Source organism: Halobacillus sp. 12SKB (assembly GCF_052941655.1).
In genome coordinates, this window is record NZ_JBRFWR010000001.1 from 2111574 (window position 1) to 2127566 (window position 15993).

The 15993-nt window shown below is 42.4% G+C and carries 20 protein-coding genes and 1 riboswitch; of the genes, 9 read left to right on the forward strand and 11 right to left on the reverse strand.

Annotated elements, in window-relative coordinates:
* Window positions 1-7: 7 nt before the first annotated feature.
* The gene (gene deoD, locus ACQ4XT_RS10170; RefSeq protein ID WP_226591789.1) at window positions 8-718 is read right to left on the reverse strand and encodes a purine-nucleoside phosphorylase; all 711 of its coding nucleotides are present in this window, start codon (window positions 716-718) and stop codon (window positions 8-10) included.
* Window positions 719-811: 93 nt separating this feature from the next.
* Window positions 812-1192, reverse strand: a complete 381-nt coding sequence (gene kapB, locus ACQ4XT_RS10175) for a kinase-associated lipoprotein KapB (RefSeq protein ID WP_446853583.1) — start codon at window positions 1190-1192, stop codon at window positions 812-814.
* 124 nt (window positions 1193-1316) lie between these two features.
* Between kapB and ACQ4XT_RS10180 the strand changes: the two genes are divergently transcribed.
* Both ACQ4XT_RS10180 and ACQ4XT_RS10185 read left to right on the forward strand, forming a co-directional pair.
* The gene (locus ACQ4XT_RS10180; RefSeq protein ID WP_446853584.1) at window positions 1317-1511 is read left to right on the forward strand and encodes a hypothetical protein; all 195 of its coding nucleotides are present in this window, start codon (window positions 1317-1319) and stop codon (window positions 1509-1511) included.
* Between the two features lie 87 nt (window positions 1512-1598).
* Window positions 1599-2171 carry a superoxide dismutase family protein gene (locus tag ACQ4XT_RS10185; protein WP_446853585.1) on the forward strand — a complete coding sequence of 191 codons (573 nt, stop codon included), beginning with the start codon at window positions 1599-1601 and terminating at the stop codon, window positions 2169-2171.
* 27 nt (window positions 2172-2198) lie between these two features.
* On the opposite strand, the gene ACQ4XT_RS10190 is transcribed toward ACQ4XT_RS10185, so the two are convergent.
* On the reverse strand, window positions 2199-3377 hold the full coding sequence (locus ACQ4XT_RS10190) for a MalY/PatB family protein (protein WP_446853586.1): 1179 nt from the start codon (window positions 3375-3377) through the stop codon (window positions 2199-2201).
* A gap of 292 nt (window positions 3378-3669) precedes the next feature.
* Entirely contained in the window at window positions 3670-4026 is a 357-nt protein-coding gene (locus tag ACQ4XT_RS10195; protein WP_446853587.1) for a helix-turn-helix domain-containing protein, read from the reverse strand.
* Between the two features lie 165 nt (window positions 4027-4191).
* Between ACQ4XT_RS10195 and yugI the strand changes: the two genes are divergently transcribed.
* The gene (yugI, locus tag ACQ4XT_RS10200) at window positions 4192-4575 is read left to right on the forward strand and encodes a S1 domain-containing post-transcriptional regulator GSP13 (protein ID WP_146816654.1); all 384 of its coding nucleotides are present in this window, start codon (window positions 4192-4194) and stop codon (window positions 4573-4575) included.
* A gap of 61 nt (window positions 4576-4636) precedes the next feature.
* Here yugI and ACQ4XT_RS10205 read toward each other — a convergent pair whose 3' ends face one another.
* Window positions 4637-4876, reverse strand: coding sequence for a DUF378 domain-containing protein (locus ACQ4XT_RS10205; RefSeq protein WP_446853588.1), 240 nt, complete (start codon window positions 4874-4876; stop codon window positions 4637-4639).
* Between the two features lie 139 nt (window positions 4877-5015).
* Between ACQ4XT_RS10205 and ACQ4XT_RS10210 the strand changes: the two genes are divergently transcribed.
* From ACQ4XT_RS10210 to ACQ4XT_RS10220, 3 genes are all read left to right on the forward strand, one after another.
* Window positions 5016-6182: an iron-containing alcohol dehydrogenase gene (locus tag ACQ4XT_RS10210; RefSeq protein ID WP_446853589.1), complete on the forward strand. Its 1167-nt coding sequence runs from the start codon at window positions 5016-5018 to the stop codon at window positions 6180-6182.
* 751 nt (window positions 6183-6933) lie between these two features.
* Window positions 6934-8283, forward strand: coding sequence for a glucose-6-phosphate isomerase (locus ACQ4XT_RS10215; protein WP_446853590.1), 1350 nt, complete (start codon window positions 6934-6936; stop codon window positions 8281-8283).
* 84 nt (window positions 8284-8367) lie between these two features.
* Entirely contained in the window at window positions 8368-8784 is a 417-nt protein-coding gene (locus tag ACQ4XT_RS10220) for a YugN-like family protein (RefSeq protein ID WP_181898550.1), read from the forward strand.
* Here ACQ4XT_RS10220 and ACQ4XT_RS10225 read toward each other — a convergent pair.
* Window positions 8767-9765 carry a potassium channel family protein gene (locus ACQ4XT_RS10225; RefSeq protein WP_446853591.1) on the reverse strand — a complete coding sequence of 333 codons (999 nt, stop codon included), beginning with the start codon at window positions 9763-9765 and terminating at the stop codon, window positions 8767-8769. The genes ACQ4XT_RS10220 and ACQ4XT_RS10225 overlap by 18 nt on opposite strands.
* 100 nt (window positions 9766-9865) lie before the next feature.
* Window positions 9866-10417, reverse strand: a complete 552-nt coding sequence (locus ACQ4XT_RS10230; protein WP_446853592.1) for a thioredoxin family protein — start codon at window positions 10415-10417, stop codon at window positions 9866-9868.
* A gap of 119 nt (window positions 10418-10536) precedes the next feature.
* Here ACQ4XT_RS10230 and ACQ4XT_RS10235 point away from each other — a divergent pair, with 119 nt between their 5' ends.
* Window positions 10537-11595, forward strand: coding sequence for a M20/M25/M40 family metallo-hydrolase (locus ACQ4XT_RS10235; RefSeq protein ID WP_446853593.1), 1059 nt, complete (start codon window positions 10537-10539; stop codon window positions 11593-11595).
* Window positions 11596-11692: 97 nt separating this feature from the next.
* Entirely contained in the window at window positions 11693-11905 is a 213-nt protein-coding gene (locus tag ACQ4XT_RS10240) for a hypothetical protein (protein WP_446853594.1), read from the forward strand.
* A gap of 134 nt (window positions 11906-12039) precedes the next feature.
* Here the strand turns inward: ACQ4XT_RS10240 and ACQ4XT_RS10245 are convergent, their stop codons facing one another.
* Complete coding sequence (locus tag ACQ4XT_RS10245) at window positions 12040-12216, reverse strand: hypothetical protein (RefSeq protein WP_446853595.1); 177 nt, start codon at window positions 12214-12216, stop codon at window positions 12040-12042.
* Between the two features lie 296 nt (window positions 12217-12512).
* Window positions 12513-12658, forward strand: a riboswitch (FMN riboswitch).
* Window positions 12659-12811: 153 nt separating this feature from the next.
* Here ACQ4XT_RS10245 and ACQ4XT_RS10250 point away from each other — a divergent pair.
* The gene (locus ACQ4XT_RS10250; protein ID WP_446853596.1) at window positions 12812-13405 is read left to right on the forward strand and encodes an ECF transporter S component; all 594 of its coding nucleotides are present in this window, start codon (window positions 12812-12814) and stop codon (window positions 13403-13405) included.
* 46 nt (window positions 13406-13451) lie between these two features.
* Here the strand turns inward: ACQ4XT_RS10250 and ACQ4XT_RS10255 are convergent, their stop codons facing one another.
* The 3 genes from ACQ4XT_RS10255 to ACQ4XT_RS10265 form a co-directional block, all read right to left on the reverse strand.
* Entirely contained in the window at window positions 13452-13817 is a 366-nt protein-coding gene (locus tag ACQ4XT_RS10255; RefSeq protein ID WP_446853597.1) for a TraR/DksA C4-type zinc finger protein, read from the reverse strand.
* A 34-nt stretch (window positions 13818-13851) separates the two neighbouring features.
* Window positions 13852-14229, reverse strand: a complete 378-nt coding sequence (locus tag ACQ4XT_RS10260) for a hotdog fold thioesterase (RefSeq protein WP_446853598.1) — start codon at window positions 14227-14229, stop codon at window positions 13852-13854.
* 819 nt (window positions 14230-15048) lie between these two features.
* Window positions 15049-15993: a 1,4-dihydroxy-2-naphthoate polyprenyltransferase gene (locus ACQ4XT_RS10265; RefSeq protein WP_446853599.1), complete on the reverse strand. Its 945-nt coding sequence runs from the start codon at window positions 15991-15993 to the stop codon at window positions 15049-15051.

Below are 15993 nucleotides of genomic sequence, written 5' to 3' on the forward strand. Positions count from 1 at the left end.
TCTTCATTTAGTCTTGAATCGCTGCTTCCAGGGCAACTTCGATCATTTCATTAAATGTCGTTTGGCGTTCTTCTGCCGTCGTTTCTTCCCCTGTAAGGATATGGTCACTTACCGTTAATACCGATAGAGCCTGACGATTGTATTTCGCTGCCAGTGTGTACAGCGCTGTTGTTTCCATTTCAACTGCCAGGACATTGTATTTCGCGAGCAGGTTGAAAAGATCCATCGCTTGATCGCGGTAGAAGCTGTCGCTGGTAAATACGTTTCCGACTTTCAGCTTCAAGCCTTTATCTGTTCCCGCATCATACGCATTTTTCAGAAGGTTGAAATCAGCCGTCGGTGCAAAGTCAATGCCGCCGAAGACCATGCGGTTCATTTGTGAATCGGTGGTGGAAGTAGATGCAAGGATCACGTCACGGACTTTAACGTCGCTTTGTAATGCACCGCAGGAACCGACACGGATCAGCTTTTGAACACCGTAGCTTTCCATCAATTCATTAATGTAGATGGAGATGGATGGAACGCCCATGCCTGTTCCCTGCACGGAAATTCTTTCACCTTTATAAGTACCTGTATAACCGTACATGCCTCGTACTTCGTTATAGCATGTCGCATCTTCTAAAAAGTTTTCTGCAATGTATTTCGCTCGTAGCGGATCACCAGGAAGAAGGATCTTGTCTGCAATGTCTCCGGGTTTCGCTCCAATATGTGTTGTCATGGATATGACCTCCTCCATTACTTTTGACTATATAAAATTACCATACCCTTGAATAGAAAACAAATACGAAAAAAAGCGCTGTCATCCTTTGATTTATCCAAAGTACTGCTTCTCTAAATCATCCAGCTGCTTTTTCGCATTCTGATTGAATTCCGTTTCTCTTCTCACAAGCTTCGTTTTAAGAGCATCCACTGCTTCCTTCAAAGAATCTTCATAGGAAGGGATCTCTCCTTCAAAAGGCTTAACGGCTTCTTTTTGTACATTCGCTTTTTCATTGTAGCTTAAAGCTTTCCGCTGATGGAAAAAGACTTCTTCTGTTTTGCCGGGGTTATGAAGATCCCCTTGCATCGGGTGTTTAACGACGGCGAGCACTTTTACAAGATAAAAGCGGTTGCGGTCTTCGACGACTTCTCCGATATAAATACCTGTTTTATAATGCGCTTGCACGAATGAACCGTTTGGAAACTCTGACATACACTCACTCCTCTCACTTACTCCTTCTATTGTAACAAAAATCGAAATTGTGAAGATATCGTGAAGCCCTTCATTGGTGAGGTGAATCTTTGATATACTTCTAGTTAGAAGGATGTGTTGCATTATGATGGAATTTCTATATTTTCCTCAAGATAAATCAGAGTATATTCCAGCAATCGTTATGTTAATGCTTTTTATAGTATTTGCCGCAGTGACAATGATTTGGTTCATTAAGATTTCTCAAAAAGAAGAGCAGAAAGTAGACCAAGCCTACACAGTAGAAGAGCAAACGGATAGAAAAAATGAAAAGCCGCGTTAGGCCCTGAGCCTGACGTGGCTTTTGTTATATTTTTATAAATCCAAGGAGATACTATCCATGGAGTATTCCATGGAACGGAGGATTAATATGAGAATGATAATCGGACTATCGATGGTATTTGTATTCATTCTTGCTGGGTGTTCAGGAGAAGAGCGTTCACCTTTAAATACGTCAATCTATAATGCCGACAACGATAAAATTGGTACGGCAACACTGACAGAGCAGCCGGAAGGGGTAGAAGTCCAACTAAAAGTAGAAGGACTTGAGCCTGGGATGCATGCTGTTCATATTCATGAGTTTCCGAAATGTGAAGCCCCTGATTTCAAGAGTGCCGGTAATCACTTCAACCCCCTTTCTAAAGATCATGGGTTGATGAATCCGAAGGGAGCTCACGTCGGGGATATGCCGAATGTAGAAGCGGACCAAAGTGGTATGGTGGACACTAAATTAATGCTGCCGGAAGCCAAGCTTAAAGAAGGGCAGAAGTCTTTACTTAGAGACGAGGGGACATCCATCGTGATTCACAGCGGCCAGGATGATGGCATGACACAACCAGCAGGAGACTCAGGAGATCGTATCGCTTGTGGAAAAATTACTTTAAAAGCAGATGAAGATGAAACCAGTGATCCGACAGAGCCAGACAAGAAGCAGGAACAATAAAAAAGTCTCCCACATAGGGAGACTTTTTTATTGTTCCTGCGCCTTCACAGCTTCAATGATACGGGTGACGCCGTCTTCAATAATCGATTTCGGGGCGGCTATATTCAGGCGCATGAACCCTTCCCCTTCATCACCGAACGAAGCACCATCGTTCAATCCCACTTTCGCTTCTTTTTGCATAAAACGCTTCAACTCTGTTTGGTCCATCTTCAGTTTTCTACAGTCCAGCCATAGAAGGTAGGTGCCTTCTGCTGGAAAAACGCGGATGGACGATGTTTCGTTGTGGAAGCGGTGAGTGACGTAATCGCGGTGATTTTCCAGAACATCCATTAATTCTTCCAACCATTCTTCCCCATGATCATAGGCCGCTTCCATAGCTGTAAGGCCTAATGTATTTAACATTAACATTCCCTGGTTTTTAAAGTAACGATCGACTTTTTCCTTGTTTGATTCATCTGGAATAACGACGTATGAAGCCTGAAGACCTGCTAGATTAAATGTCTTTGTTGGTGATAAGCATGTGATGGTTTGTTTGGAAGCTTCATTTGACAAGCTTGCTACAGGAACATGGACGTTTCCATGGTAGATCAAATCTGCGTGAATCTCATCTGCAACCACTTTGACATCGTATTTTAAGCAGATGTCCATCATTTTTTGCAACTCTTCTTTTTTCCAAACGCGTCCGACTGGATTGTGAGGGTTGCAAAGGATGAACATGGAGACATTGTGATCTTTGATTTTCTTTTCGAAATCAGCGAAATTAATTTCGTATTGCTCTTCGTTCAATTGAAGAGGATTCTGTACTACATGCCTTCCATGATCTTTGATGACGCTGTAAAAGGGAGGATAGACCGGAGTCTGAATAATGATATGGTCACCAATTTCCGTGAGTGATTGAATAATCATATGCAGGGATGGAATAACTCCAGGGCTATACGTGATCCACTCTGGATCTATTTTCCATTGATGACGGCTTTCGAGCCAATGCGTGATGCTTGCTTTGACTTTGTCATCCGGAATTGTGTATCCGAAAATCCCGTGATCTGCTCTTTCTTTTATAGCATTTGTTACAGCTGATGGAGTCTTGAAGTCCATATCAGCGACCCACATCGGCAGCACTTCTTTATCCTGATAAAGATCTTCTGCCATGTCCCACTTGACGGACCTTGTTCCTTTTCTTGAAACGACTTCTTCAAAATGTTCCATATCGTTTTCCTCCAATACTCCATTTTGTTATCTATCTTACCCGAATCACTCAGGTGAATGAAAATATGTTGTTTGTGTGCAGTGCCCCTACTGATAGATAAGGGTTATTGTAGTAAAGATAAGGTAAGAAAATAGCCTTTTCTTTATGAGAATTGTTACTGAAGGTGTATTTTTAATAAAAAAAACCAAAAAAAAAGCAAAGCGAACGTTCGCTCTGCTTACACAGGGGGAATACGAGAAAGTCTTACGTTATTTAATATAACCATCTTTCATAGATTATAAACCTATTTTTTTAATTTTTTTGTTGATTTAAATCATAGAGGAGATTCATTGCGCGAAGGACGTCCTGTTCTGAGAAGTCACGGGCTTTTTTTAGGAGGAGTTTTGAACGCTTCACGCCAATTTCCTGTATTAGGTTTTGTAATTCTTCATCCAGTTCTGATGAGTTTTCCTCATGATTTTCCAACAATTCAGAGGCAGGGATATCAAGGACCGTTGAAATCTTAAGAATGGTATCTAATTCAGGAATACGTTCGTCAGTTTCATAACTTTCCAGAGTGTGGACCCCAATTCTTGCTTTCATTGCCAGATCTTCCTTTGAGAAGTTCTTCAACTCTCGGTATTTACGGATGTTGTTACCAGTGGACATAAACATACCTCCTCTGTTCTTTCCTATATTATACCACTTTATTGGATGGGAAATTTCAAACGTTTTGAGAAGTTTAAGTTTACTTTGCTAAATGGTCGCTTTTATGGTAAAATCATTTATTGCGTGAAAAGAAGCGAATAATAATTAAATCAGGAGTTGTATAGCATGTCAGATAAGTTTCAAGAAGGTCAAGTATTAGAAGGTAAAGTTACAGGAATTCAGCCATACGGTGCGTTCGTCGCTTTGGATGAGCAAGTACAAGGTCTTGTACACATTTCAGAAGTCACTCACGGCTACGTGAAGGATATCAACGAGCACCTTTCCGAAGGTGATGAAGTACAAGTTAAAATTTTGAACATTGATGAAAAGAGCAATAAGTATTCTCTTTCTATCCGTGCGACTCAGGAAGCTCCAAAAGCAGCAACACGCCGTCCACGTAAGCAAGCAGCACCTAAACAAGAAGAGTCAACAGCTGGTTTCAACACGCTGAAAGACAAGTTGGAAGATTGGATCAAACAATCTGACGACCGCGAGAAATTCCGTAAATAAGGAAGATATGAAAAGGATCAGTCCAATAGGGCTGATCCTTTTTTGATTCATTTCTTGAAGATTATTCCGCAGGATCGGATGCCGGTGCGTCCTCATGCTCGGCTACCGGTGAAAAATAAAGAGATATGACGATAAGTCCGCTAATACCGACAAGAGTGTAGATGACTCGTGCAAGCCATGCCCCTTGTTCACCACCTCCGAAAAGTCCAGCAACAAGATCGTATTGAAATAACCCAATCAACCCCCAGTTAATCGCTCCAATAATGACTAGAAGAAGTGCCACACGATTTAACCAATTCATTTAAAACACCTCCTTACCAATATTCTTTATTAGCTTAAACACAGGGAAAAATATTATACGAATTGCATATCTTTTGAGAATACCTTGGAATTCGGGGATAATATCATCGTACGCTCAGTTTAGAAAGGGGAATTCCATTATGGATGCTTTTACGTTTCATAATCCGACGAAGTTGATTTTCGGTAAAGACCAAATAAGTCAATTACCTTCCCAATTACCAACCGGCACTAAAAAAGTGCTTATTGTATATGGTGGAGGAAGTATAAAGAAGAACGGTGTTTATGACCAAGTGATGAGTCAATTGAATGAAGCGGGTGTGGAAGTCCAGGAACTATCTGGTGTAGAACCCAACCCGAAATTGACTACTGTAGAAAAAGGGGTCCAGATTTGTAAAGAAGAGAACATCGATTTCCTTCTGGCTGTAGGTGGAGGAAGTGTCATTGATTGTACCAAGACCATTGCAGCTGGAGCAAAATACGATGGAGCTCCATGGGACCTTGTTACAAGAGAAGCGAAGCCTGAATCAGCTCTTCCATTCGGAACCGTACTGACTCTGGCAGCTACAGGGTCCGAGATGAATGCAGGTGCTGTCATTACAAATTGGGAAACGAACGAAAAATATGGATGGGGAGCAGCCCCTCTAACGAACCCGACATTCTCTATTCTTGATCCTGCCTACACAGTGAGTGTTCCGAAAGATCAAACGATCTATGGAATTGTTGATATGATGACACACTTGTTTGAACAGTACTTCCACAACCCAACACAATCTCCTGTGCAAGATGAGATGGTGGAAGGTGTATTGAGAACTGTCGTCGAAACAGCTCCTAAATTGCTTGGAAATCTTGAGTCACTGGAGCATAGAGAAACCATTTTGTATGCCGGTACCATTGCGCTCAACGGCATGCTTCAAATGGGATATCGAGGCGATTGGGCCAGCCATAACATTGAACACGCAGTATCTGCTGTTTATGATATTCCACATGCAGGCGGACTCGCCATCCTATTCCCGAACTGGATGAAACACAACATGGAGGTCAATGAACAACGTTTTGCCCGTTTGGCTACAAAGGTGTTCGGTGTCAATCCAGAAGGGAAAGCGGAAAAAGAAGTCGCTGAAGAGGGCATCAACGCTCTACGTTCTTTCTGGAGTTCAATTGGAGCTCCTGAAACCTTGGCTGATTACGATATTGGTGACGACAAATTCGATGTCATCGTCGACCGTGCAATGAAACGAGGACCATTCGGAAACTTCAATCAATTGCATGAAGAAGACGTTCAGAAAATCTTGGAGATGTCTAAATAAAATATGTGAAAATCGGAGGGGTTCCCCTCCGATTTTTTTATCCATTTATTCAGCTAAATGGCAGGTTTATTTAAGACATGGTTTCGAGATGTTTCCGGGGTTCGTTACGTTGTTGGGCGTCAGGGGTGGCTGGGAAGCTACTCGCTTGACGGCAAGCCTCCTCGTGCTTCGCACTGTAAGTCTTGCCAGTCCATCCATTCCCGCAGGAGTCTCGCAGCTTCCCAACCACCCCGTACGATTAAGGTGAGAAACGAACCCCTGTACCAAGTTGGAAGGTCTTAACTATCAAACATTTGGGGTGTGAAGTGCTCTGGATCAAGCTTTTACGTACTTTGGAGGTGTTCTAATTATTCATTTCCCTCAACCATACATGCTGACTCTTTTAGAAGTGATTTCGAGACACTTTTATGGTAAGGGGCGGAGGGAAACGGTGAGACTCCTATGGGACGTGTGGGACAGGTGAGACCCCGGAAGGCGAAGCCTGAGGAGGCTCACCGCCCGCCCCATGGAAAGCGAACCTTTTCCCGCAGCCCCTAGACTCACCCCATTGTCTCGAAACTGAGTCTTCTACAAACGGGAGCGTTTGTTGAGTTGGTTGGTTATTCTTGGATAAGTAATATTCCAATATTTTTACAGATGTATGAAAGTTTCGTATGTATCCGTTTACAATTTCACGATTGCTTGATTTGAAGGTAAGGTTTCGATAAAGTGAAATTGGTCAAGCAAAAAATGACGATTTGGAGGGTCATAAATGACACATGTTCGTTTTGATTACGAAAAAGCTTTACCTTTCTTTGGTGAGCATGAACTAGAATACATGCAAGGAGCTGTATCGCTTGCACATAAATCCCTGCACGAAAAAAAAGGAGCAGGAAATGACTTCTTAGGGTGGTTGGAACTACCAGAAGCTTACGATAAAGAGGAATTTGCACGTATTAAAAAATCCGCTGAAAAGATTAAATCAGACTCAGATGTCTTGCTAGTTATCGGAATCGGTGGATCATACTTAGGGGCACGTGCTGCGCTTGAAATGTTGAACCATAGTTTTTATAATGAGTTGTCTTCTGATGACAGAAACACTCCTCAAGTGTTCTTCGTTGGTAACAGCATTAGTGCACCATATATGAATGAACTTTTTGATGTACTTAAAGACAAAGATGTTTCCATTAATGTTATCTCTAAGAGTGGAACGACGACAGAACCGGCTATTGCTTTCCGTATCTTCCGTAAGTTCCTTGAAGAGAAGTATGGCGTAGAAGAAGCGCGTAAACGCATCTATGCAACAACTGACAAAAATAAAGGGGCCCTTAAGACATTGGCTAGTGAACAGGGCTACGAGTCCTTCGTGGTACCTGATGATGTCGGTGGCCGATATTCTGTTTTGACTGCGGTTGGTCTTCTTCCTATTGCTGCAAGCGGAATCGATATTGATGAAATGATGAAAGGTGCACAGGCAGCTCAAAGTGAGTTGAGCACGGATAAACTGTCTGAAAACCCTGCGTATCAATATGCTGCTGTCAGAAACGTCCTTTATAACAAAGGAAAAACGATTGAGATGCTTGTGAACTATGAACCATCTCTTCAATATTTTGCTGAGTGGTGGAAGCAATTGTTCGGAGAGAGTGAAGGAAAAGACCAAAAAGGAATTTTCCCTGCTTCTGCAAACTTCTCTACGGACTTGCACTCTCTTGGGCAATACGTGCAGGAAGGACGTCGAGACTTGTTTGAAACGGTCTTGAACGTAGAAACGCCATCTTCCGACATTACGATCGAAGAAGACAGTCAGAACTTGGACGGCCTCAATTATCTTGCGGGAGCTACAGTGGACGAGGTAAATGAAAAAGCTTACCTTGGTACAATGCTTGCACACACAGATGGGGATGTGCCGAACTTGATCTTGCACCTGCCTAAACGCGATGCATTTACATTTGGCTATCTCGTGTACTTCTTTGAAAAAGCATGTGCCATTAGTGGTTACCTATTGGGTGTGAATCCTTTCGACCAGCCAGGTGTAGAGGCATATAAAGTCAATATGTTTGCTCTACTTGGTAAGCCAGGGTTTGAAAAAGAAAAAGAAGAACTTGAAAATCGCTTGAAATAAAAAAGAAAAGCTCAGGTCATCCAGAAAATGGATGACCTGAGCTTTTTTTGTTTGGGCATAGTAAGGAATAAAGGAGTGATGACAGTGATTCCATTATCTTCACCAATTACAGGTCAAGTGTACACATATAATGATGTAGAAAGTGAACTGAAGGCTCTTGGCTTCAAACTTTCCGATAATTGGGATTATGAGCATGGGTACTTTGATTACAAAATCGACGACCATGTAGGTTACCAATTCATTCGTCTTCCGTTCGTCGTAACTTCAGGTTCTTTAGATGCGCCTGGCGATTATGCCATGATTGAAATGAAAGAACCGTTTCTCTTATCTCATAAATACAATCCAGGACTGGATGATAATGTTAAAGAAGGGAACTTCCGTGCGATTTTCGATCAGTTCCAGGAACCGGTGGATAAAGATGCCTCTTTTCCTGAAGAACACATCAATAAGGGAAGAGAGCTGCTTGCTCAAGTTGAACAAGTGTTACTTTCGAAGGGGTGAAAAAACGACAAGGACATCCCCTTCTTCCAATACAATATCAGGGTGAAGGTCGAAGGAGAGATCTTCGCCTTTTTTTATGCCGATAATTTGATAGTGTTCTTTCAGATAATGTTCGAAAGCTTTGAGCATAGGCTTTCCAATGAGCTCACCACATATTATTTCTTCATGAAATTGTCGTTCCGTCAATAAGTCAAGAAGAAGTTCAAAGGGTTTGACCGGATCGTTACGATAGAGCTCCTGGTAAAAGAGGCTGCTCATAAAGTCATTAGAACGAATGATGGTATTGGCGCCTGCCCGCTCTGCATTGATTTTTTGTTTTTCAGTCAGTACCTCCGCTATGATGAACAACCCTGGATGGTGTCCTTTAAGCGAGACAATCTGATGAATGACCGTCTGATCCGACTGTTCTTCTTCCATGGATGGATCAGCGGTTATGATCGCCATTCTCGCTTCACTTACATTGGCTTGTTCGAGCGTTTCTTCATTCGTGGCACTTCCGTTAATGAAATGAACACTGGATAAACGCTGATAAAATTGGTTCATCGTCCGGTCGATCAGAACGATTCTTTCTTGCAGGTTTTGTTCTTCCAGCATGTCCAGCAAGTGACGTGTCCGTTCATTCCATCCAACAAGAATCAGGTGACCGTTTCCTTTGTAAGGTACTTTTCCTTCTGTTAAGTCCGTTTCATGTTTCACGGTAGATGCTGAAAGTGTCGCCATATAAAAGGTTACGAGGCCTCCACCTGATAGAATCAGAAGAATCGCGATGATTTTCCCTGTTGCACTTAACGGGACATAATCACCATAACCAACAGTGGCACCTGTCACAAATGCCCACCAGAGACCATCAAAGAAAGTAGGGAAGTTTTGCGGCTCAATGATATGAATGATCAACCCGAATAATGACATGGTAAACAATACGGTAGTCAATAACCGCAAAAACAGTGGCATTTGGAAGTATAGGCGGATTAAGGATTGCATAACATATGCCCCTTTTTTATCCTCAGTATGGCTGTTCTGGTCTTTATTCAAACATTAAAGGACTTCCTTACATAGTAAGGAAATCCTTTTGAAAATGGGGCTATGAAATTTTTTCTTTCAAATCTTTATAAACACATGCCCAGAAGTCACGGTTATCACGATAAGCCTTTGTAATGAAGGTAAGCATTTCCTTACGTTTTTCGTTAAAGTCGTCAGCATCATGATCAGGGAGCTTCGCTAATGATTCATCGATGAATGCTTGAATTTCGGGAGCGCGTGGTCCCCAAGTTCCCACTTCATTCCCTTTGGTGTCGATGAAAATAATCTTAGGGATGGATCTTGATTGTCCGTTTGTCAGATATTGATCCATCAACTCTAGATTTTCATCACGCAAAAGGAAGTGAACGGGAATATGCCCCTGCTCTGCAATTTTTAAGAAAATCGGCAGGTTCAGCATCGCATCACCACACCAATCCTCTGTAAGAACAAGGGCGCGTAATTTCTTGTTTTGTACTTTTTCGAATAGTGGCTGATCTTCAACGGGGACCGGGAAGTTTTCATATATATAGATGAAGTCTTTCTGGTGTGTTTGCATGTGATCGACGTAGGTCTGGGCTGTCATTCCTCTGTTAAACCAGTCTTCTAAGTTCATTCCAATTCCTCCTCTACAAACTCCGTACAAGGTCATGTTCCCCCATTAGGCTGAGAATAAGCGTCTAATTATAATGAGATCCCTCTTTTTTGGTATGATAAAAGAAAAGGGGGATGATTATGGAAAAAGAACGATTGAACTTTTTAATGGAATTGCTAAACACACCTTCTCCATCCAGCATGGAAATGGAAATACAAAAAAGATGGATCAAAGAGATGCGTCCATATGCTGACGATATCAAAACCGATCATGCCGGGAATGCTATCGCTGTATTGAATCCGGAAGCGGAATTCAAAATCCTGTTAGCCGGGCACTGTGATGAAATTGCTCTCGTCATCAACCGGATTGATGAGCAAGGTTATCTTCATTTTGACAAAATGGGGGGCATAAACCCGAAAGCAGCTGTAGGAATGAAGGTTCAAATTCTTGGTTATGCCAAAGAATTGACAGGGGTCATTGGAGTGAACGCTCAACACCATGGTGGATTAAAAGGGGACTTCGGTTTAGACGACCTTTTTATTGACTGTGGAGCAAAGACGAAAGAAGAGATGGAGCAATTTGTTCAAATTGGTGACCTGGCTGTTTATAAGAGGGAGCCGGAACTGTTGATGGATCGATACATAGCTGGACGCGGTCTGGATAACCGTACCGGACAATTTATTGTAGGGGAAGTATTGAGAAGGCTTTCTAATGAAAACATTCAAGTGGGAGTCTATGCGGCAAGCACTGTTAATGAAGAGACCAACATGGGGGGAGCTTATTTTGCTGCGGCCGGCATTGAACCAACGATGGCGATTGCGTGTGACGTGACGTTTGCTACCGATTATCCAGGGGTTAACAAAAATAAACACGGGGACGTACGATTAGACGGGGGGCCTGTACTGGCAAAAGGAGCCCCGATCAATCGCAAGATTAACAAGCTTCTTGAAAGCACAGCAAAATCTCTTGATATGGACGTCCAGTATGAGCTGACGCCTAGAATGACTGGGACAGATGCCGATAAGATGAGACTTACCGGAAAAGGTGTTCCAGTCAGTCTCGTTTCCCTGCCGCTCCGTTATATGCATTCTCCTGTAGAAACTGTAAGTGTTCAGGACATCGAAGAAGAGATCACCTTGATGGTGGAAATGATTAAGAATATGACAGGTAACGAAAGTTTGAATCCGCTAGAAGAATAATCCTTTAAGCACCGAGGGGCTCCTCGGTGTTTTGTTTATTTAAAGCATAATTGGAGAGAATAGCAGATATAATCTTCTATATTAAGGAGTGATCTGCATGGATCGGGAAGTACTGCATCACCAAATTATGACGTTGAAAGGGAAGATTTGTGCCGGACAGTTACAGTTGCATGGGTATGATGAATACATTCTTATGCAGCTTGATAAGGTAAAAGATTGCGAAGATGGTCTCGTCGATGTATCTACTGTTTCTTCAACTCTCCGTCTTTTTATAGATGCTACAGAAAAAATGCAGTCGCCATCGGCATAAAAACAAGGCGCTGGAATGTGTTTTGTTTTTATCCTTAACCACTATTCAGAGAAGGTAGTGAGGAAGGGGTTTGGTTGAAATTGAACGGAAGAGAGTGAAAAGTGGAAGCCATAATCATTGGCTTCCACTTTTTATTATTGATTATTTTTTGGGAGAGCGTTTTGTAAATTTTGAGCCATTTCGCTATTTTGGAGATTTTGACCAACTTGCTGCATTCCACCATTGCGATTCATTCTATTTATCCCATACATAGCTGCAGCACCAATGGCTCCAGCTGTTCCTAATGCTAACCAAGAATTTCTTCTACCCATATTTCAATCATTCCTTTTGAAGTAATGGTTTGAAAGGAGTTACACACCTATTCTGCCTCGAATAATGGATATTATCATGGGTTTTAAGATTGGATTGCAGTCATTTATTTATGAAAAAATTACGTACAAGCTACTTTAACACAGTTGTAGTAAAGACTAAGACATAAGACAATACAGAATAATCTTGTCAATATCAACCATCATAATCCTCTAAGAACAGAAAACATTCATTCCAAAACATTTAGCTTGCGCTATCCCAGCGTTTTGTATAAAATAAATTTACAATAATATATCGATTCCATCTTCGGGGCAGGGTGCAATTCCCGACCGACGGTAAGAAGAAAAATGATTTTTCAAGTCCGTGACCCGTATGGTTGACCATGCGGTGGACCCGGTGAAAGTCCGGGACCGACAGTTAAAGTCTGGATGGGAGAAGATGTCGAACGGAACTGGTAGATTAAACACTACCTCTATTTCCTATGGACACGACTACCCTTAGCCCTAAGTGCTACAGGGTTATTTTTATGTGTTTTTTTAGGCCGTTTACCTTCATCTGGGATGTGAATCGATGAAAAGATGAAGGAGGAGATCGATGATGAACGCTTACACGGGTCAATCATCAAAACTGCAAAAGTTAGTCATTTTAGCGTTACTTGGTACAATATCTATGGTGTTAATGTTTTTGAAATTCCCACTTCCTTTTTTACCCCCTTATTTAAAAGTGGACTTTAGTGACATTCCAGCTCTTCTAGCTGCGATTTTATTTTCACCACTCGCAGGTATTGTGGTGGAAGCGTTGAAAAATGGTCTATATATGATTTTTACAGGAGTTTCTGATCCCATTGGGGTCGTTGCGAACTTCTTTGCCGGAGTCCTTTTCGTTGTTCCGGTTGCTATGATCTATCGAAAAGGAAAAACGATGAAAGCACTCATTTTAGGTTTGGTTTTTGGTTCAGTCTTTATGGCAGTAACTATGAGCGTACTCAATTATTTCCTTATCCTTCCTGCATACAGCTGGTTTATGGGCTGGGAGACAATGAGTACAGATGTGAAATGGATGACGATTGTAGCGGGTATTCTTCCTTTCAATGTAATTAAAGGAGCCATTGCTGGATCCTTGTTTATCATGTTATTCGTGAAAATGAAGGACTGGATCGAACAAAAAAGTGTTCGGCAGTCAGCCGCATAAAAAAAGCGAGGGGAATGGGACCCCTCGCTTTTCTTTTACGTAGTTATTAGTTTTCCATTTCTTCCACTTTATAGCGTGCTGTCGGCATGGCTTCCAAACGTTCAATTGGAATGGGTTCACCCGACTTTTCACTCAAACCATACCGTCCCTCTTCCATGCGCTGCAGGGCATCTTCTACTTCCATTAATTTTTCGCGCGCCTGCTCATAAAACGTTTGTTCTTTCGCTCTCTCAAATTGATCCGTTCCCTGGTCACCAGGATGATCAGCCACGCTCGATATTTCACCGGTTCGATCATTTTCATAATCTTCTTTAGCTTGGTCTTCTTTGTATTCTTCCATTTGTGCTTCTGCTTCTTCCTTCATTTCTAAAAGGCGGTTCTTGAATTTTTGTTTTTGTTTATCATTCAACATGCTAAACGTGACTCCTTTCAATTGGACAATTCGGTTATTTTTTGGGGACAACCCCTACAGTGCATCGGGATATACACAACAACTCATCAGCTTCATTAACAATTTGTATTTCCCATACCATCGTATTTTTGCCGATATGAACGGGGGTCGCTGTTCCCTTTACATATCCATCGCAGGCACTTTTTATATGGTTGGCATTGATTTCTATCCCAAAAACTTGTTGTTGATCAGGGTCAATGTTCAAAAATGCCCCGATGCTCGCAGCGCTCTCGGCTAATGCCACACTGGCTCCGCCATGGAGAAACCCCATAGGCTGATGGGTACGGTGATCCACAGGCATACGAATTTGAACCTTTTCCGCGTCTGCCGTCAGAACTTCCATCCCTAGTGCTTCCATCAATGTATTCTTCATCATAGATCTGTTCATTTTCATCCCGTCCTTTTTGTATTATTCCCATTGTAAAAATGGTCAAACCTTCATGTTACATACTGAAATTATAAATGACTTGTTCAACAATCTGGCAGGATTGTGGAAGACTTGATTTCGAGATGTTTGTGTGGATTTAGGGGCTCCGGGAAAAGGTTCGCTTTCCGTGGGCGAGTGATGAGCCTCCTCGAGCTAACGCTCTGCGGGGTCTCATCTACCACGCACTTCCCACAGGAGTCTCACCGTTTCCCTCCGCCCCTTTGCCATATGAGGTTCTCGAAATCCCTCTTATATTACCTTGCCTAAAACTGTTATAAATTCTGCTTAAACCGCGTTGGTATAGGATTCTCAACCATAAAAGCTCCCATTGCTGGAAGGTAGTTTCGAGAATTTCTTCCAGCAAGTGGGCGGAGGGGAATGGCGAGACTCCTAACTTAAGTGTTTAGGCGCCTTGATCAGCGGCGTATGGACTGGACGGAGCTGGCGGAGATAAAGGAAACACGAAGAACGGAGTGATTCGATGTTGACTTATCGTACAGAAGCGAGGGAAGTCTCACTAGCCGCTAGGCGCCGGAACCGGATATCGTAGAGGAAAAAAGGGCATGGTGAGACCCCACAGGACGAAGTCCGAGGAGGCTCACCGCGCTCCCGCGGAAAGCAAGTTATTCCCCGTAGCCCCCATCCACTCAACAAAAATCTCGAAACTGAGTCTTCAAGAAACGGGAGCTTTAGTGAAAATAAAAAAAGGATGGTGGGGACCATCCTTTTTTGTTGCTCCTGATGTGTTTTTTCTGGTTCTCTCTTTTAAGAAAGAGGGAAGTTAAGGTGTAATAGTAAGGATAGACCCAGGAGAAAACCATAAATGGTGTTCGTCTGCGCCGTCGCTTTCATTGCAGGCATCATTTCTAACGGTTGAGTTTTTCCTATAAATCCCTGAATGGCTTTTGTTGCTTTTATTACACTAAAGAAGGTAATGAGCGACCATAAAGGCAGTGTGCCCACGATGATTAACACGCCTGTCCAGAAAAAGGCCACTAGGAAAAGTGAACTGATGAAAACGATAGATCCTTTGTGGCCGAAAAGAATAGCCAGCGTTTTTCTCCCGTTTTCGGCATCTCCGACACGGTCCCTGATGTTGTTGGCTAATAGGATGGTACCGACAAAGATAGCCACAGGAACAGAAACGATGATGACTTCAGCGGTAATCATAAGGGTTTGAATGAAATAACTAATCGCAATAATGATGGTACCCATGAAAAAACCTGCTGTTATTTCACCGAATGGTGTATAGGCAATTGGTAATGGGCCTCCTGTGTAAAGATAGCCAAACAGCATGGAAACCAACCCGATGGCTGCGATCCACCAGCTTGAAGAAGCGCAAATATAAACGCCTAGTAATCCTGCAAGTATAAAGAATAGATAGGCTAACGAAAGTACGGTCTTAGGGTTGATTCCGTCACGGACAATGGTCCCTCCGATACCAACCGAATTTTCATTATCTAAGCCTCGCTTGTAATCGTAATACTCATTAAACATATTGGTGGCGGCTTGAATGAGAATAGAGGCGAGCAACATGGCTGCAAATAACCAGAAGTTGATCGATTGTTCCATAGCAGCAAGCATTGTCCCTACGAAAACAGGGACAAAGGCAGCCGTCAGTGTGTGTGGTCGAAGCAAACGCCACCATACTTGGAAACCTTCACGTTCATTCAAGGAAGCTTTTATGTTTTGGTTTTGAACAGAGCTCAT